The sequence below is a fragment of the Marinomonas sp. 63XJN7_9_ISO-PGPR-S23-217 genome (assembly GCF_056173515.1).
This window is the reverse complement of the sequence record NZ_CM149678.1, coordinates 3536820-3555417: the sequence shown is the minus strand read 5'-3', so window position 1 is coordinate 3555417 and position 18598 is coordinate 3536820. Positions and strand designations below refer to the sequence as shown.

17 protein-coding genes are annotated in these 18598 nt (G+C 44.2%); 12 read left to right on the top strand and 5 right to left on the bottom strand.

The annotated features are described in order from the left end of the window. Positions 1 to 529: 529 nt before the first annotated feature. The gene (locus tag AC0VYI_RS16650; RefSeq protein WP_199475300.1) at positions 530 to 1273 is read right to left on the bottom strand and encodes a class I SAM-dependent DNA methyltransferase; all 744 of its coding nucleotides are present in this window, start codon (positions 1271 to 1273) and stop codon (positions 530 to 532) included. Positions 1274 to 1399: 126 nt separating this feature from the next. After that, complete coding sequence (locus AC0VYI_RS16645) at positions 1400 to 2692, bottom strand: NCS2 family permease (RefSeq protein ID WP_199475302.1); 1293 nt, start codon at positions 2690 to 2692, stop codon at positions 1400 to 1402. A gap of 364 nt (positions 2693 to 3056) precedes the next feature. Here AC0VYI_RS16645 and AC0VYI_RS16640 point away from each other — a divergent pair, with 364 nt between their 5' ends. Next, positions 3057 to 3686: a class I SAM-dependent methyltransferase gene (locus AC0VYI_RS16640; RefSeq protein ID WP_475444255.1), complete on the top strand. Its 630-nt coding sequence runs from the start codon at positions 3057 to 3059 to the stop codon at positions 3684 to 3686. A gap of 198 nt (positions 3687 to 3884) precedes the next feature. Here AC0VYI_RS16640 and AC0VYI_RS16635 read toward each other — a convergent pair whose 3' ends face one another. Together AC0VYI_RS16635 and AC0VYI_RS16630 are read right to left on the bottom strand one after the other, a co-directional pair. Then, positions 3885 to 4175, bottom strand: a complete 291-nt coding sequence (locus AC0VYI_RS16635) for a Dabb family protein (RefSeq protein WP_475444253.1) — start codon at positions 4173 to 4175, stop codon at positions 3885 to 3887. Positions 4176 to 4198: 23 nt separating this feature from the next. After that, positions 4199 to 5500, bottom strand: a complete 1302-nt coding sequence (locus tag AC0VYI_RS16630; RefSeq protein ID WP_475444251.1) for a flavin-dependent oxidoreductase — start codon at positions 5498 to 5500, stop codon at positions 4199 to 4201. Positions 5501 to 5710: 210 nt separating this feature from the next. Between AC0VYI_RS16630 and AC0VYI_RS16625 the strand changes: the two genes are divergently transcribed. Both AC0VYI_RS16625 and AC0VYI_RS16620 read left to right on the top strand, forming a co-directional pair. Next, a complete protein-coding gene (locus AC0VYI_RS16625; protein ID WP_199475308.1) occupies positions 5711 to 5908 on the top strand; it encodes a CPXCG motif-containing cysteine-rich protein in 198 nt (65 codons plus the stop codon). A gap of 88 nt (positions 5909 to 5996) precedes the next feature. Continuing rightward, positions 5997 to 6452 (top strand): DUF4234 domain-containing protein, encoded by a 456-nt coding sequence (locus AC0VYI_RS16620; RefSeq protein WP_199475310.1) that lies wholly within the window; start codon positions 5997 to 5999, stop codon positions 6450 to 6452. Between the two features lies 1 nt (position 6453). On the opposite strand, the gene AC0VYI_RS16615 is transcribed toward AC0VYI_RS16620, so the two are convergent. Continuing rightward, a complete protein-coding gene (locus tag AC0VYI_RS16615; protein WP_475444249.1) occupies positions 6454 to 7314 on the bottom strand; it encodes a TraB/GumN family protein in 861 nt (286 codons plus the stop codon). 225 nt (positions 7315 to 7539) lie between these two features. Between AC0VYI_RS16615 and AC0VYI_RS16610 the strand changes: the two genes are divergently transcribed. The 9 genes from AC0VYI_RS16610 to fadB all read left to right on the top strand — a co-directional run bounded on the left by AC0VYI_RS16610 (position 7540) and on the right by fadB (position 18566). Then, complete coding sequence (locus AC0VYI_RS16610) at positions 7540 to 8574, top strand: CobW family GTP-binding protein (protein ID WP_475444247.1); 1035 nt, start codon at positions 7540 to 7542, stop codon at positions 8572 to 8574. Positions 8575 to 8755: 181 nt separating this feature from the next. After that, on the top strand, positions 8756 to 10561 hold the full coding sequence (locus AC0VYI_RS16605) for an acyl-CoA dehydrogenase C-terminal domain-containing protein (RefSeq protein ID WP_475444245.1): 1806 nt from the start codon (positions 8756 to 8758) through the stop codon (positions 10559 to 10561). Positions 10562 to 10651: 90 nt separating this feature from the next. Continuing rightward, on the top strand, positions 10652 to 10966 hold the full coding sequence (locus AC0VYI_RS16600; RefSeq protein ID WP_199475317.1) for an SCP2 sterol-binding domain-containing protein: 315 nt from the start codon (positions 10652 to 10654) through the stop codon (positions 10964 to 10966). Between the two features lie 189 nt (positions 10967 to 11155). Next, positions 11156 to 12859: an AMP-binding protein gene (locus AC0VYI_RS16595; protein ID WP_475449831.1), complete on the top strand. Its 1704-nt coding sequence runs from the start codon at positions 11156 to 11158 to the stop codon at positions 12857 to 12859. Between the two features lie 53 nt (positions 12860 to 12912). Beyond that, positions 12913 to 13542, top strand: a complete 630-nt coding sequence (locus tag AC0VYI_RS16590; protein WP_475444243.1) for a DUF2889 domain-containing protein — start codon at positions 12913 to 12915, stop codon at positions 13540 to 13542. After that, entirely contained in the window at positions 13543 to 14316 is a 774-nt protein-coding gene (locus tag AC0VYI_RS16585) for an enoyl-CoA hydratase-related protein (protein WP_475444241.1), read from the top strand. Positions 14317 to 14636: 320 nt separating this feature from the next. Beyond that, positions 14637 to 15389, top strand: a complete 753-nt coding sequence (locus tag AC0VYI_RS16580; RefSeq protein WP_199475323.1) for an electron transfer flavoprotein subunit beta/FixA family protein — start codon at positions 14637 to 14639, stop codon at positions 15387 to 15389. Then, positions 15386 to 16315, top strand: coding sequence for an electron transfer flavoprotein subunit alpha/FixB family protein (locus tag AC0VYI_RS16575; RefSeq protein ID WP_199475324.1), 930 nt, complete (start codon positions 15386 to 15388; stop codon positions 16313 to 16315). Before AC0VYI_RS16580 ends, AC0VYI_RS16575 begins: the two co-directional genes overlap by 4 nt. Positions 16316 to 16415: 100 nt before the next feature. After that, positions 16416 to 18566, top strand: coding sequence for a fatty acid oxidation complex subunit alpha FadB (gene fadB, locus AC0VYI_RS16570; RefSeq protein ID WP_199475332.1), 2151 nt, complete (start codon positions 16416 to 16418; stop codon positions 18564 to 18566). Positions 18567 to 18598: the final 32 nt, after the last annotated feature.

Below are 18598 nucleotides of genomic sequence, written 5' to 3'. Positions count from 1 at the left end.
GTAAAAAGCTAGGGAGGTTGCTCGTCACTGTCTATTGGTTGGGTTGCCTGCAAACGCTTTGGATTATGAGGAGAAAGGATGGAGACTTTACCTAATCCTTAGGTTTTTTGACAAAAAGCATTATCTAATCCTAGTATTTTGGAGTAGAGTGGGAGGACGATATATTTTCTACTCTCCCTATGACGCATATACCACATTCGCTCTTGTCATTTTTCTTTGGCTAGGGGTCACACGGTGTTTCCACACGTCTCTTTTGAATACAGCATAAAGGTAAATTATGGTTACTGGTAACAAAGATTTCTTCTTAAAACGAATTTGTATTTTTGCAGGGCAGATTATTGACCCTAATTCCGACTCTCAAGTCATTGCGATATTGAAAAGTAAATTTAATATCCGCCTCCCTCAGAGACGGTCTGTGAATGAGTCTTTATCTTCTACTGTGAGTGATCATGAGATTATCAGCTTGATTTTAAAATATCGCGCGATGGCATAAGTCGCAGGTCTGTTTACCGTTCGCCGTTTGTATTCGCTAAGCTTTTACGCACACAAAGATCGCATTTCCTGATTGCCTTTGCCACGGTATGATTTTTTCATAGTCATGTTCAAAGATATGCACTTCAAAATATGGTGATAGCATGTCTTGTAGTTCATCAAAGTCTAACGCCACCATTGGATGTGCATCTTGCCAAGTTTGTTGAGAGTCGTTCGAGACTTTGTTAATGCTTAAGTTTAATGTTTGCTTTTCACCGTTGCCAACATAGTGCCAGGCTGACCGGAAGGTGAAGCAACTGTCTTCATGGTTGATACTGTGTTGAATAAATAAGTCATTATTGATCTGATGCTTATCCACCACATTAAAAAAGAATACACCGCCTTTTTCTAATGCACCGTGAGCACTTTCGATGCACCCTGCCAGTTCTTTAAGAACGCCGCTGTAATGAATGGAATACAAGAAACAGGTAATTAAATCAAAGCGCTTTTCGTAACGAAATGCACACATGTTGCCGAGTGAAAATTGTGCCTGGGGGCAGCGCTCTTGAGCGATATCAAGCATGGGTTGGTTGATATCTAAGCCAGAACAGTCGTAGTTTGTGGCGCAAAAATATTGAATATGTGGTCCTGTTCCACAGGCCAAATCTAAGTGGCGTTTTCCACCATTACCAAAAATTTGGTGCATGCGATGGGCACTATCGCTTTGTGCTTTATAGTCTATATCGGCGCACATCAGGTCATAGTAGCCAGAAAGGTCTGTGTATAAGGCGTTATGGGGCATGAATACTCTTTTAAAAATCACTCATATTAGGAGCGTATTGAATGGTTCATAAAGGAAAAACGAGTATCAGACATCCTGATACTCGTTTTAGGGCTCTTCTATTCAACTCAGGTTGGTGTATGTCACTTAGATAAACACAACAAATTTACAGATAAACAAGATGGCCAGTACATAGGTCGCGATGTTTACTTGCTTATATTGACCAGATAAAACTTTGATGATGGCATAACTAACAAAGGATAAAGCAATGCCATCGGCAATTGAGTGAGTCAATGGCATCGAAAAGGCGGCAATGAGCACGGGAGCCGCATCACTAATATCATCCCAGTTTACTTTTGCCAGACTGCTTGTCATTAATACGGCAACATATAAGAGTGCGCCAGCAGTGGCGTAGCTTGGAATAGAGCCAGCCAAAGGAGAAAAGAACAAACTGACTAAGAATAAACCAGCAACAACAACAGCGGTTAAGCCAGTTCGCCCTCCAGCGGCCACGCCTGATGCGCTTTCAATGTAGCTGGTTGTCGAAGAGGTGCCGAGTGCTGCGCCGATGGCTGTAGCGCTAGAGTCTGCTAAAAGGGCTTTTTTCAAGCGGGGTAGTTTGCCTTCTTTATCAAGTAATCCACCGCGTTGACCCACGCCAAGAAGTGTACCTGAGGTATCGAATAGATCCACGAATAAGAAAGCAAACACCACACTGATCATGCTGAGTTGAAAAGCACCTTCAACATCCATGGCCATAAAAGTAGGCGCAATAGATGGTGGAACTGACACGATCCCTGCAAAGTGGTTTTGACCAAAGATCATTGAAAGAACGGCAATAAATAGAATGCCGATCATCACAGCCCCTGTCACATTCAAATAGGACAAAGCGCAAATAACAAAGAAGCCAAGTAATCCGTAGAGGGCAGAAGGGGATGATAAATCGCCAAGACCAACAGCCGTAGCTGGGTTTTTAACAATAATGCCTGCATTTTGCAGTGCAATCATGGCCAAAAACAGACCAATACCCGCTGCAATGCCTAATTTTAATGAGTTGGGTATGGCGTTGATGATCCATTCGCGAATCTTAAAAATACTGATGAGAATAAAGATGATACCGGATAGAAACACTGCGCCTAATGCTTGTTCCCAAGTGTAATGCATGCCTAATACGACACTGTAGGTAAAAAAAGCATTGAGTCCCATTCCTGGTGCGAGTGCAATGGGGTAGTTGGCGTATAGCCCCATGATCAAACAGCCTACTGCGGAGGCAAGGCAGGTGGCAACAAAGACAGCCCCTTGATCCATACCTGCTTGCGCAAGAATGGATGGGTTGACGAAAATGATGTAAGCCATGGTTAAGAATGTGGTAACACCACCAATGACTTCTTTGCGCACCGTGGTGTTGTGCGCCTTGAGCTGAAAATAACGTTCAAACATAGAGAAACCTTATTGCTAATGGGGTGGCGTGATGTGAAACCTAAATGTTAGATAATGGTTGTTATTATTCATCATCAACACGCCAAGATAAGATAGTAAAACTGATTTTTTGGTCAGTTTTATGCCAAGGGGCGGCTAGTATAAAAAAAGACGGAGGATTTGGGGAGAAAAATCGTAAAAAATGTATATGAATCCTGCCGAAATCGGAGGAGGCCAGTGCGTCATCATGGGTGGGCAGGAATATGTGATTTGATATAATTGCCCTTTTAGAGGGGCGTGTTTTGTTGGCCGTGGATATAGGTCGTCTTACAACGCTTCTTCGGATAACCGTTTTAATTGATTTGAATAGTAAGAGGGCTGCTGGATGCTTGAGTATTATGAACAACGACAACCTGAATATGAACAAATCTACTCTATTATTGAAAGACAAGACGATTTGGCGTGGTTGCAACGTAGGCTTGAAGCATCGGTTCTTGGTCGACGAGTGTTAGAAGCGGCCTGTGGTACCGGGTATTGGACACGACGAATAGCCAACGCAGCGCTTTACGTACTGGCGACAGATGCATCCGAAAAACTGGCTAAAAGTGCGTTAGACAGTTGTGAAGGTGGGCATGTTGACTACCGAGTGATGGATGCATTTCAGATTCCCGATAGCAGTGAGTTTGATGTTTTTTTAGCAGGATTTTTCTTCTCCCACATAAAAATGCAACAGCGTCGAACCTTTATGAAAGGCATTGACCGAGCTATGAAACCTGGTTCTAGGGTGATTTTATTTGATAATCGCTATGTTGAAGGCAGTAGCACGCCCATATCGTCCCGTAGCGAGTATGGGGATACTTTTCAGATGAGAACACTCTCGGACGGCAGTGGCTATGAGGTACTAAAAAACTTCCCTAACCAAGAAGAGTTAGAGGTTTTGATGGAGGAGTTTTGTCATGATGTCAGTATTGAAGAGAGTGACTATTTCTGGTTAGCCATGGGAACCTTGAAATAGGCATTTTTTCGATTAGGATGGGCGTTCGGTTGCTTGCTTGTACTTTCCTTTGAGACGGAGAATGTGGCTAAGCTATGAAGCGTTGTCATGCCTACTAAAAATAAAGAGTACATTGAGAAAAAAACAGCCCAGTTTGTTTATGCTGGGCTGTTTTCTGTGTGTTTTAAGTTAAGTGTGTATTGGCTTTTGGCAAACGTTCTAAATGTGGCAGTCCAGTGCGCCAGCCTGAGCCACTTTCGGGCCATTAAACTCTACGATTGCAACGTGATTTGGATGCCTTTGGTAGGCGCGCAAATCTTCAAGTGAGTCAAACTGCATATTCAAGACAACATCCCAGCTTCGCTCTTCGTGAAGCTCATCAATGCTTACCTCAATACGTCTGATTTCTTTAATGGTGTTTTTGAGTGCGAGCATTTTGTCTTTAAAGGCTTGGATATGGTCATCCGATGTGCCTTCTTGATATTTGATAAAAACGTAATGTTGCAGCATGTGTTATCTCCCAATTTATAAAGCTAAGCCACTTTTTTCTTCATTTTAATGGTGGGTGGGGCGGTATTGAGGGCATCGATTGCATAACCAGCCGCAGCCTTATAGTTGGCCATTAACTCCTGGCGATCAGCCTCAGGAAAAACGTCTTCAATATCCTCAAACACTCCGCCACAGCGTTTATCCAGCTCATTTAGAATAACAAATGGGCCTGCCCCTCGATTACGTAATACGACGTTAGAAATAGGCTCACAAAGTTGCTTGTTAAATGCGCTAAGGGCTGAACTATTGACACCATGCTCCAATAGTGCGGCGCCAAGAATACGGGCGTCTACAATGGCCTGACTGGCACCGTTCGAGCCTGTTGGGTACATAATATGAGCGGCATCGCCCATTAGTGCGACGTTATTATCTATCCAAGTGGGGATAGGATCCCTGTCAATCATGGGGTATTCAAAGACTTCCGTTGCTCCGCGAAGTAGGCCCTGAATGTCGACCCAGTCATAGTCCCAGTCTTCGAAGTGGTGGATGAAATCGTTCAAATCGACTTTTTTATTCCAATCACCACTTGTCCATCCTTGTGAATTGTCCATCGTTACTTCAGCAATCCAGTTGATGGTGGCTAATCCTGTAACGGGATCAGCTGGTGTAATCGGGTAAAACACGATACGGTGATGATGTGTCCCTAAACCAATAAAAGATGCGCCAGTGCGAATCGGCTTAGCTTGGGTGGTGCCGCGCCACATAACCGCGCCACCCCAATGAATAGGTGGTTGGGAGGGATGCATTTGCGCACGAACGGCAGAGTGTAAACCATCGGCCGCAATCAGTAGGGCGCCTTGGACTTCCAGCAGTTCACCTTCTTTGTTGGTAATATGAACGGTCACTCCCTGATCCGTATTTTGGTAGCCCGTCACTTTATGGCCTGTTTGAATGGACTCTTCGCCAAGTCGCTCTAAAACCGTATGGTATAAGAGCATTTGCAGTTTGCCGCGATGGACAGAATATTGAGGCCAATGATAGCCCGCATCTGTGCCACGAGGTTCGCAATAGACTTCCTTTCCATTTAGTCCTACCAACGCCCATTCTTTTGTTTGTAGACCAATTTTATCAAGTTGCGTTGTGTCTAACCCTAAATCATATAGCTCTCGTACTGCGTTGGGCTGAATATTGATGCCAACCCCCAGTGGTTTTAGCTCGGCGACACTTTCATAGACAACACATTGAATGCCTATTTGTTCGAGTGTTAAGGCCAGTGTTAAGCCACCGATACCGCCACCTGCAATAATTACTGGAAGGTCATTCTTATTAGGGTTATTCGACATCATAAGTTTTCGTTATCCACAATTGCTGATCAAAACAGTCATTATCACCGACTGAATAAGTGCTGACAACTGAATTGAGCCATTTACCTCGTTTTGTGCTTCACTGGTATGAAATAAGGATGAACAAAAATGATTCCTTGCTTACCTGCTTGGCGTCCAAATGTTAAGTCGTTAGGCTATTGTATATTTGTAATGCTTGTATGGAGTCTGTGTATGAACGATTTACTCACCACCGATATCTCATGCCCTTATTGTGGAGAGGCGATTGAGGTGATGGTTGAAGTGTTAGAAGAGAGCCAAGAATATATTGAAGACTGTCAAGTTTGTTGCCGCCCAATTGTTTTTAATGTTGAGATGGCATTTGATGGCTCGCCGTCCATTTATGTTCGCTCCGAGAACGATACTTATTGAATGGATTTTTTTCAGGTATGTATTGGTTTTTATTCGTTTTAGTCGTTAAGATGCGCGCTTTCAAACCTGTTTTAGAGTGAGTGACCGCATGTCTGATATTGCCGCATTAAAGAAAGACGTAAACATGAAAACATGGCAGTTATTGTTACTGACTCTTGTGACAGTTGGAATTTACAATTTGGTTTGGATATTTACAACAACCAATAAAATCCAATGTCATACTGGGATTAAAGTGGTGGGGCAGCCATTTTTACTGGTTATGTCGGTTTGTTTTGCGTGGGCTGGTGTCTTTTCAGAAAGTATTTATCCTTTAGTGGCGCTTCTGAGTTTGGCTATTTCAGTGAGCCTGTTGGCTCTTTATGAAGTGTGGGCATTTAAGGCAAGAAAGGCGTTGCAGCAGGTGGCTCTAGTAGAGCACCAGCAGGTGTATAAGATGAATGTGATTTACACCTTTTTGTTCACTCTGTATTACATTAACTATTGCATTAATGATTTACCTAAACAGCTTGAAAAACAAAAAGCCGACATTGATGCCCTTCTCTGATTTAGAGTTTTTCAACTTGGTAGCCACTGTCTTGAAGTTTGGCTAATAGACTATCTGGCCCCGCCAAATGTAAGGTTCCGACCATAATAAACTCGACGGGTTTGTCGGTGAGCATTTTTTGGATTTGAGGCATCCAAGTATTATTGCGTTTGACAAGAAGCTCTTGGTAGATTTCTGGATACTCTTGCCTAAACTCGGTCAACTCTTGTGCTTCCATAGCCGCTAGATCGCCTTCACGCCAGCTTTTTCTAATCTGGTTCATACTTTTTGTCATGTCTTTTATGTCATCTAAGGCGTATTGAACCATGTTGTTACTATCTTCCTTGTTCAAGTCCGATAGCATTTTAATCTGTGCATCTGGTGTCTCTAGCCAGGCTTGTGGCTTATGGTCTTGTAAGGCTTTATTGGCATAAAATTGATCGACTCCTTCGCTGATGAATCCCATATGTTTGAGCTCAAGGGTGGTTAATGTCATGGCGATGGAGCTGGGCTTTAGATGCTGAATGGCTTCAATGGGTACATGGCGTGTGGTTAAGTAGTCTTTTAGTGCGTCGTAAGTGCTTGGGGTAATAACATCGCCAATGGTGGTGCCATCTGTGAAAGACAGCTGCTCTTGCATCTGTTGGAGAAATTCGGGTTTGCTGATGGCATTTATATCGGTTTCGAAGACCACTTTGTCTGCAGCTTGATAGGCTTGTTCATAAGCGTGAGGTAACGGGTAGTCATCTGGGGTGAGCATGTGTACGGTACCGCCTATATATAAGGTGTGATCACCCGAGGACACCTTCCAGACAGAGGCTGCTTGGGTTTGAAAGGTGGCAGCAGTGAGTAAAGTAAGACCGCATTTTTTGATAAAGCTCATAAACAGCATCCGACTTGAAGTTTGTTTACCAGAATAGCGCCGTTTTTATGAGAACTGCAATGAGGGGCGGAGAGTAAAATTGATTATCAGCGTAATATGCTGAAAGAGTGCTATTATTCTGCTCTTTTTATACTTTACCCTGTCAAGGGTATCCTATTTTTAGGCAAGTAAGATGTAAAACTGCCTTGAAAACCGTTCTTTTATTAATCTGAATGGGAGAGTTGAATGAGTAAAAGCCATGACCGTTATCAAGGTATTAAAGTAACGCTAATCACCGGTTTTTTAGGCGCAGGAAAAACCACTATGATTCAGCATTTACTATCTCATGTACCGGATGGCGAACATTGGGCAGTGCTGATTAATGAGTTTGGTGATGTCGGCATTGATGGCGCTTTAATTGAAGGCAAAGGTATTAAGGTTAAGCAGGTGCCAGGGGGCTGTTTATGTTGTACCACATCAGCTGCGTTTGGAGCAGGACTGAATGAACTGATTAAAATAGCCAACCCTGACCGAATTATTATTGAACCCACAGGGATAGGCCATCCAGACCAAATAGTGAAGCAACTGAACGCATCCCATTACCATGGCGTGCTAGAAGTTGGAGCGAGTATATGCTTGCTGGATGCACGAAACTTATCGGATCCTCGTTATTTAGGGCATCCGGCCTTTTTCGACCAAATCAATATGGCCGATGTGTTGATTGCCAGCAAACAAGATACCTATGATGAGTTTGAAGAAGTGCGCTTTATCGAGTTTGCTAAGCAGTTTGAGCCTGCAAAAGCCGTCATTGGGTTTTCTAGCGATGGTATTGTGGATCTGGATTGGTTAAATGTTGAGCCAATTCGTCAGTCTTGTAAGATTGATCACCACGATCACCACGATCACCACGATCACCACGATCACCACGATCACCACGATCAAGTCGAGTCGTTTACCAGTCAGCCTAAGCAAGGGGTGACAGTATTTCATAAACGCGATAGCGAACTAAGCAGCTTGGGATGGGTAATGGAGGATCGTTATGTTTTTGCCCTTGATGCCCTGGTTGACATGTTGTCGAATTTGCAATCTCAACCTGGTTTTTGGCGGGCCAAAGGGGTTATCAATACGGCGGATGGGCACTCTGTTCAAGTTAATGTAAGTGCTGTTGAGCAATCCATTGTGACCGCTGAAGTACTAAAAGAAAGCCGTTTTGAATGTTTGTTTGATACGGGCCAAAATGCACAAAACTTCATGAGTGTCATAAACAATGCTTTGTTTTGAAAAAGTTTTTACTCCGTTCTCTATATGAAAAAACCATTTCTCCCATTCTCGTGATGAATTTTGTCATTGATTTTGGTTCGTTTTGTTATTGAGAGAATGCGACTTATAGACGACTCTTTATGGTATGTTAATCGCTCTGTTTGAGTTTGATGTGACTAAAAACAATAAGAGGTCATAGGTTATGCCAGAATATAAAGCGCCCTTGCGAGATATTAAATTTGTTACCGATGAGGTTTTGGACTTTCAGAGTCATTATGCCAAATTGCCAGGAGCAGAAGAGGCGACACCCGATATGGTGTCAGCGATTCTTGAAGAAGGCGCTAAATTTGCTGAGCGCGTTCTCTCTCCTTTAAACCGTGTTGGCGATCAGCAAGGTTGTCAATTCAAAGACGGTGTGGTGACCACGCCCGAGGGTTTCAAAGAAGCTTATCACCAGTATGTCGAAGGCGGCTGGCCCTCTTTATCTCATCCTGAAAGTATGGGGGGACAAGGTTTGCCTGATTCTTTGGGGATGCTGGTGACAGAGATGATTGCTACCTCGAATTGGGCGTGGGGGATGTACCCAGGCTTAAGTCATGGGGCCATGAACACGATTGAGCAGCATGGTACCGAGGAGCAAAAACAAACCTATCTAACCAAACTTGTCTCTGGTCAGTGGACGGGCACCATGTGTCTGACTGAGCCCCACTGTGGTACTGATCTGGGGATGTTGAAAACCAAAGCGGAACCACAGAGCGATGGCAGTTATGCCATCTCCGGTACCAAAATATTCATCTCCGCAGGTGAGCACGATATGGCAGAAAATATTGTTCATATCGTTTTAGCCCGTCTTCCTGACGCCCCGGCGGGTACCAAAGGAATTTCCCTCTTTATCGTGCCTAAATATACCGTCAATGATGCGGGAGATAAGGGCGAACGCAATCAAGTTTCCTGCGGTTCTATTGAACATAAAATGGGCATCCATGGTAATGCGACTTGTGTGATGAACTTTGATGGTGCTAAGGGCTTTTTGATTGGTCCACCAAACCGTGGTCTTAACTGCATGTTTACCTTCATGAATGTTGCTCGCTTAGGAACGGCGGTTCAAGGGTTGGCCCATGCAGAGTGGGCATTGCAAAACTCGGTTGCTTATGCAAAAGATCGCCTGCAAATGCGTGCGCTATCCGGTGCCAAAATGCCAGATAAAGCAGCCGATCCGATTATCTTTCATCCTGATGTTCGTCGTATGTTGTTAACACAAAAGGCTTTTGCAGAAGGAGGACGAGCACTTATTCATTATTGTTCTATGCTGGTGGATAAGATGAAGCACGGTAATGAGGAAGATAAAGCTGAGGCGGATGAGTTGATGTCGTTGCTAACGCCGATTGCGAAGGCATTTTTAACAGAAACTGGTTTTGAAGCAGCGAACCACGGCTTGCAGGTCTATGGAGGTCATGGGTACATCGCGGAATGGGGAATGGAACAAAACGTGCGTGACTGTCGTATTGCCATGCTTTATGAAGGAACAACGGGGATTCAGGCGTTGGATTTATTAGGACGAAAAGTCTTAATGACTCAAGGGGCAACATTGCGTCGTTTTACCAAAATCATTCATAAATTTTGTAAGGAACACAAAGGCGACAAACGCTTTAAATCCTACATCTCTGCGCTGGATAAATTGAACAGCGAGTGGGGGGATGTGACCATGAAAATCGGTATGAAGGCCATGAAAAACAAAGAGGAAGTTGGTGCGGCTTCAGTCGATTACTTGATGTTCTCTGGTTATGTTGTATTAGCCTATTTCTGGGCTCGGATGGCTGTTGTTGCGCAAACGAAACTCGACGAAGGAACGGATGAGGTAGGTTTCTACACAGCGAAACTGCAAACGGCGACCTTTTATTATGAGCGCTTATTGCCACGGACAAAAATGCATGCGGAAGCCATGTTGTCCGGAGCGGGTAACCTATTAGCTATGGAAGAAGACAACTTTCTTTTTCTGAATGCTTAGCTGAAGTGACTGTGCCGAGTAAAAGTTGCTTATAAAGTGAGTAGGCGCAATAGAATGATGGTATTTTTAGACTAGACTGGAGGATAGGAAATGAGTGAAGTAAAAGCAGTGTTTGATGCTATGCTTGGACGTTTTGATGCAGACGAAGCGGATGATATGAGCGCTGTCTTCCAATTTGATATGGATGAAGGTGAGCATTATCACCTTAGTATCGAGGATGGTAAGTGTGCTCTTGCTGAAGGTGAACATGATGATCCAACGGTTACTCTTGAAATGGATTTACAGACGTTAAAAGACGTGATGAGTGGCGAGTTGGATGGAATGGCGGCCTTTATGCAGGGAAAAATACGGGCGGATGGGGATATTATGCTGGCAACTAAGTTGACGCAGATTTTTCCTCATTAGTCTTTAGCTTTGCTGGTCATAGCATACATGAGCGCCAAATAGTCACTATTTGGCGCGAGTTCCAAGCAATGCACATTCTCCTGACAAAAACAATAATTGGAGTTAAGAATGCAGATGGACAATTCGATCTCTACACAAAATGAGGGTGGTCAGTCTTCAGCTGGCTCTGTTCTCAGGGAGAGTGAAACCATGAAAAATGTATCCGGTAGTCGTGTTCCTGATGGTAATGCATTGGGCACCAAAACGCCTGGTAGTTATATTCCGGATTCACTGAACCCACATCATTACCAATCGTTATTGGATGTGTTCAATGCATCTTGTCAACGGTTTGCCGATTTATCTGCCTTTAGCAGTGTTGGCCACACAATTACCTATCGTCAATTGGAAGAGAAAGCAAACCAATTTGCCGCCTATCTACAGCAATTGCCGGGTGTCAAAAAAGGGGATCGCATCGCGATTCAGCTTCCGAATATTATTCAATACCCAGTGGTCTTTTTTGGTGCGCTAAAAGCTGGGTTGATTGTGGTGAACACGAACCCCTTGTATACCCCTCATGAACTGGAGCATCAATTTAATGATGCGGGGGCAAAGGTTCTCGTTGTATTTGCGAATATGGCGCATAACATCGAGAAAATTCTGCATAAAACCGAGCTTAAACACGTCATTATCACTCAGATTGCTGATTTTCACAGCGCTCCTAAGCGCTTGCTGATTAACGGTGTGGTGAAGTACATCAAAAAATTGGTGCCAAACTACCATTTGCCTCAAGCAATCTCTTTAAATGAGGCCCTTGCGAAAGGCCGGCATCACACAGTAACTCCCGTGACCATTACCCCAGAAGATATTGCTGTCTTGCAATACACCGGAGGTACCACAGGCATTGCCAAAGGAGCAATGCTGACTCATGCCAATTTGATTTCGAATATGTATCAGCTGAACTTTCGTTTAGAGAGTGTTCTGCATGAGGGGAAAGAGATTTTTATTGCGCCACTTCCTCTCTACCATATTTATGCTTTTTTAATTCACGGACTCAGTTTGCTGTCGCGTGGCGGCCATTCTATTTTGATTCCGAATCCGAGGGATTTACCCGCCTTTATTAAAGAATTGAAAAAGTGGAAGTTTACCGGCTTTGCGGGGTTGAATACGCTATTTGTTGGTCTATGCAATCGCCCTGAATTTTCCGAGGTGGATTTTAGCGAACTCAAATTAACCTGCTCAGGTGGTATGCCTTTAACGAGTGCTGCGGCGGCTAAATGGTTCGATGTCACTGGCTGTAAAATTGTTGAAGGCTACGGATTAACGGAAACATCCCCTGTTGTATCCTTTAACCCTTATGGTAAAGAGCGAATTGGTACCATTGGTTTGCCCGTTAGTGAAACGGAAATCAGTATCCTTGATGACAGTGGGAAGCCTGTGGCACAAGGGGAGGCAGGGATGTTATGTGTGCGAGGTCCCCAGGTGATGAAGGGTTATTGGCAGCGTGAAGATGCCACACGAGAGGCCATGACAGAGGATGGTTTTTTCATTACAGGCGATATTGCCATGGAGCATCCAGATGGCTATTTACAAATCGTTGATCGAGCCAAGGATATGATCATCGTGTCGGGATTTAATGTGTATCCGACTGAAGTCGAAGAATGTTTATCTGCGCATCCAGATATTTTGGAAGCCGCTGTTATTGGCGTGGCTGATGAAAAAGCAGGCGAGGCTATTAAAGCCTTTATTGTATTAAAAGATCCCAATGTTTCCATCGATTTAAAAGCGGTGCGGACTTATTGCAAAGAAAACCTTACTGCCTACAAAGTACCTAAATACGTCGAGGTACGCAAAGAGCTTCCTAAGAGCAATGTCGGTAAGGTGTTGCGTCGATCATTACGCGATGAAAAGGCCTAAGAAGCGCAAGATTTGCAGTCCGAGCAATTGGAAATGAGAGAGGTCTTAGTTTTATGTCATCAAATAAAAAAATACAGACAGAACAAGATGATGCTAATAGCGGTCATGAGATTGATAAGGCAGTTGGAAGCAAAACAAAACGCGAGCTAATGCATCGGCGGCGAGTTGAGTCAAATGGTTATCGTCGTGATGATGGTTTATGGGATATAGAAGCTCATATGAAAGACCTTAAGACTTATGATGTTTATCGGGATTTTGATGGAAGCAAGGTGCCAGAAGGGAGCCCTTTTCACGATATCGGCCTTACCATGACATTAGATGATTCATTTAAAGTGATTGATATTCATGTTTATATGGATGCGTTTCCGTTTCCAAACTGTAGTGGTGCAATACCAAGCTTTGAAGTGATCAAAGGAACGCGAATTGGTCCTGGTTGGAGCCGTTGGCTAAAACAAGAGTTTAAAGGCAAAGTCGGTTGTACTCATGTACTTGAATTACTACCAGTGGCTGCGACAACGGCTTATCAAATGATGTGGGGCCCATTAAGCGATAAATACCCAGAACAGATCTCTAAAACGTTACAGGGACTTGTGAATTCTTGCCATGGTTGGTCTGATGATGGCCCAATGGTACGCAAATTAGTGACAGAGGATGTGATTCGCCTACCTGAAGAGGAGGTGTAAATGAGCGAACTGACTACAGATATGGTTGTTGAAACCTGTTTGTCGGGTGTGCAGGTTTTACAAATGAATCGCCCTGATAAAAAAAATGCCATTACCTTAGAAATGTATGACAACTTGGCACTTGCTTTACAGCGAGCCGAGCAGGACGACTCGATCAAAGTCACCTTAATTCATGGGGCCAATGGTGAATTCTCCGCCGGGAACGACATCAATGAGTTTTTACAAGTTGCTCAAAATCCAGACAAAATGTCCTCCGCTCTTACATTTTTACAAACATTAAGTGGCTATAAAAAACCATTGGTCGCGGGGGTTGAAGGGAGGGCTGTCGGTGTGGGGGCGACCATGTTGCTCCATTGCGATCTAGTATTAAGTGCTCGAGAGGCAACTTTTCAGTTTCCTTTCGTGCATTTGGGACTCGTGCCTGAGGCGGCTTCTAGCTATTTATTACCCAAGCTAGTGGGCTATCAAAAAGCCTTTGAGGTACTTATTTTAGGGGACGCTTTTAGTGGTGTAGAGGCACAGGCTATGGGCTTAGTGAATCATCTTTGTGACTCAGGTGAGGCATATGAGGTGGCGTTGCAATACGCCCAAAAGCTGACGAATTTGCCGGCAGAAGCGGTGATGTTAAGTAAGGATTTATTGAAATATCGGTGTCAAGATGACGTTCAAATGGCACTGATGCGTGAGGGGCGTATTTTTAAGGATCGACTGAAATCCAAAGAAGCTCGTGAGGCGTTTGCCGCTTTTCTATCGCGAACGCGTTCTATGGGTTAAAGCTGGATTCTGTTTCGCCCTTATCTTTTCACTGTTTAGTTAACAAAGGTTTATCCACACCGACTATAATAGACTTTCCAAATCACATGCTTTCTGACTTTGTTTGATTGCGTGATTTTTTTTGTTAGTTAACTGGGGCTTTTTTGTCATTGATGGAAAAAGTTTGTAACTTATTATTAGTAGTACAAATTCTACTTATTTAAGCGCACTATTAACAAGCAGGTGTCATGGTTTGACTGAGTCTGGAGTGGACTGGACTCTATAGACAGCAAACCGTTGGATTGAACCTTAATAAAGTAAAAAGAATGTAAAGAGGGCTTATGAAAGTACTAGTATCCGTAAAGCGGGTGATCGATTACAACGTGAAAGTACGTGTGAAAGCAGATCATTCCGCCGTTGATCTTACCAATGTCAAAATGTCGATGAATCCTTTTTGTGAAATCGCAGTAGAAGAAGCGATTCGGTTAAAAGAAAAAGGTGTCGCTGATGAGGTGGTGGTTGTATCGGTAGGATCAAAATCTTGCCAAGAGACCTTGCGTACTGCTTTGGCATTGGGAGCAGATCGTGCGATTCAAGTAGAGACAGAGGATGGGTTGGACTCTTTGTCCGTGGCGAAACTGTTAGCGGGTGTTGCCAAGGACGAAGCGGCGGATCTTATTATTATGGGTAAACAATCCATCGATTCTGATAATAACCAAACAGGTCAGATGGTCGCCGCTCTTTTGGATTACCCTCAAGCTACCTTTGCATCGGAAGTGATAGTAGAAAATGGCGAAGCTAAGGTCACTCGTGAAATAGACGGTGGTCTACAAACGTTAGCAATTACTTTACCTGCCGTGGTGACAACCGATTTGCGACTAAACGAACCGCGTTTCGCCTCCTTACCTAATATTATGAAAGCTAAGAAAAAGCCTCTGGATGTGAAAACACCAGCGGATTTTGGTGTAGAAGTAGGTTCGAATGTCAGTATCGTCTCTGTCACACCGCCGCCAGAACGTGCTGCAGGGATTAAGGTAGGATCGGTGAGTGAGTTAGTTGATAAATTGAAAAACGAAGCGAAGGTGGTGTCATGAGTATTTTAGTTTTAGCAGAACACGACAATCAGTCTCTAAAGCCAGCGACGCTTAATACGATTACTGCGGCTTCACAGATTGGTGGAGACGTTCATTTACTTGTGGCGGGTTTTGAGTGCCAGACAGTCATTGCACAGGCATCAAAAGTGGCTGGCGTCAGCAAAGTGTTGTCTGCCGATAATGCTGTTTACGAACATCAATTAGCTGAAAATATTGCTAAGTTGGTGGTAGATGTCGCCGAGGGCTACAGCCATATCTTGGCACCTGCGACCACCACGGGGAAAAACACCTTACCTCGTGTTGCGGCTTTGCTTGATGTCGCCCAATTGTCCGATGTTATCAAAGTGGAATCGGCTGATACATTTGTGCGTCCAATATACGCAGGCAATGCCATTGCGACCGTTAAATCCAGCGATTCAGTAAAAGTCATTACGGTACGTGCGACGGGTTTTGATGCCGCTGCTGATGAAGGTGGCGATGCTCAAACAGAGGTCCTATCACAGGTGATTGCCTCAGAAAAGAGTCGTTTCGTGAGTGAGCAATTAGCGGAGTCTGATCGCCCTGAATTAACCGCCGCGAGTGTGGTCATTTCTGGCGGTCGAGGCATGGGCAGTGGCGATAACTTTAAGTTGTTGGATGGCATTGCGGACAAATTGGGCGCGGCGATCGGGGCCTCACGAGCAGCGGTTGACGCAGGCTTTGTACCGAACGATTTGCAAGTGGGTCAAACGGGGAAAACTGTTGCGCCAGACTTGTACATTGCTGTTGGGATTTCTGGTGCGATTCAACACTTGGCAGGTATGAAAGATTCTAAAGTGATTGTCGCGATCAATAAGGACGAAGATGCGCCAATTTTTCAAGTAGCAGACTATGGCTTAGTGGCGGATTTATTTGATGCGGTGCCTGAGTTAGAAAAAAGTCTATAGCGCCGTACTCATTAGTATAACGTCATAATTATCAGCATCCGACTGTATACGACGGGCAAAGTGTTCGTCGTATACACAATAAAAATAATGGGAGAGCAACATGATGTTCCAAGGAAAAGCAATAAAGGTCTCGATGGACGATACGAATATCGCGACCGTTACACTCGATCTTGAAGGTGAATCCGTTAATAAATTTAATGGATTAGCACTCAAAGAATTATCTGAAGTCGTTGCCATGTTAAAGACCACCGATGATTTACAAGGGGTGATTTTTGCCAGTGCAAAAAATGTCTTTGTTGTTGGAGCAGATATCACAGAGTTTACGGCTTGGTTTAAGTTAGAAGATGAAGACTTAGCCGATAAACTTCGTGAAGCTCACCATATTTTTAAGGAAATTTCGAATCTGTGTTGTCCAACTGTGGCGGCGATCAATGGTATTGCTCTTGGCGGCGGTTTTGAGTTGTGCCTTGCTTGTGATTATCGTGTCATGGCGGATTCCGCTAAAGTGGGTTTGCCAGAAACTCAACTAGGCATTTACCCAGGTTGGGGTGGAACAGTGCGTTTACCTCGTTTGATCGGAGCTGATAATGCTTGTGAATGGATCTGCGGTGGTGCTCAAAAACGCAGCGAAGAAGCATTAAAAGATGGGGCGGTGGATGCTGTTGTGCCCGTTGAGAAGGTACAAGAGTCTGCTCGACATCTTATTCAGCAAGTGCAAGATGGCAAACTTAGCTATCGTTCTCGCCGAGATATACTACGGGCGCCGATGCAGTTCTCGCCAATCGAAAAGATGATGGTGTTTGAGTCCGTTCGAGGGGTAGTCGGGGCGAAAGCTGGTAAGCATTATCCTGCGCCAATGGCGGCCATTAAAACCATGGAAAAAGGCATTAGCCAAGACATGGAAAAAGCGGCTGAAACAGAAATCAAAGGTTTTGTTAAACTCGCTAAAAGTACGGTAGCAAAATCCTTGGTGACCTTGTTCTTAAGTGATCAAGTCATCAAGAAAACAGCTGGCAAATACGCAAAAGATGCGACCCCTGTCAAACAAGCCGCTGTGTTAGGCGCTGGTATAATGGGTGGCGGTGTGGCTTATCAATCCGCTTCCAAAGGCACGCCAATTATTATGAAAGACATTCGACCCGAAGCGCTTGAACTTGGGCTGAGTGAAGCGAATAAGCTATTTAATGGTCAAATTGAGAGAGGCCGTTTAACCGCTGATAAAGCGTTGAAAGCCATGAATGGCATCACGCCAGCACTAAGTTATGGTGAGTTTGGCCATGTTGATTTAGTCGTGGAAGCCGTGGTCGAAAATGTTAAAGTCAAAAAAGCCGTGTTGGCTGAAACCGAACAGTATATCGCTGATACTACTATTTTAGCCTCCAATACGTCGACCATCTCCATTACAGAACTGGCGAAAGACCTAAAACGTCCAGAAAATTTTTGTGGCATGCACTTCTTTAATCCTGTTCATCGCATGCCATTAGTTGAAGTTATTCGTGGTGCGAAAACCAGTGATGCAGCGATCGCTAAGACGGTTTCCTATGCTCAGGCGATGGGGAAAACGCCAATTGTCGTGAATGACTGCCCAGGATTTTTGGTTAACCGAGTCCTGTTCCCTTATTTCGCTGGTTTCTCCTTGATGATGAAAGAAGGAGCAGATTTTCAGCAAGTCGATAAGACGATGGAAAAATTTGGTTGGCCAATGGGACCTGCGTATCTTCTTGATGTGGTGGGCATAGACACTGCTTATCATGCTGATCGAGTGATGGCAGATGGTTACCCAGATCGTATGAAGCATGAAGGCGTGAATGCAGTTGATCGTCTTTATGAATTAGAGCGCTTTGGCCAGAAAAATGGTAAAGGCTTTTATATGTATGAGCCTGATCGTAAAGGCAAACCGAAAAAGCTCTTTGATCCAGAAATCAATGCTCTTTTGGCGTCAACAGTGGACGCTAAAACAGAATTATCCGACGACGATATCATCGCTCGAATGATGATTCCACTGTGTATCGAAACCGCTCGTTGTTTAGAAGAAAACATCGTATCCAGTGCTGCGGAAGCGGACATGGGGTTAATTTACGGGATTGGTTTCCCTCCTTATCTGGGCGGTGCTTTGCACTATCTAGACCAAATGGGGCTGCAAGCGTTTTGTCAACTTGCAGATAACTACAGCCACTTAGGTACGTTGTATGAGCCCACCGCAAGAATGCGTGAAATGGCAACCAACAACGAAACGTATTACGGCGAATAATGCCCCACGGTTGAACGATTTAAGGAGAATTT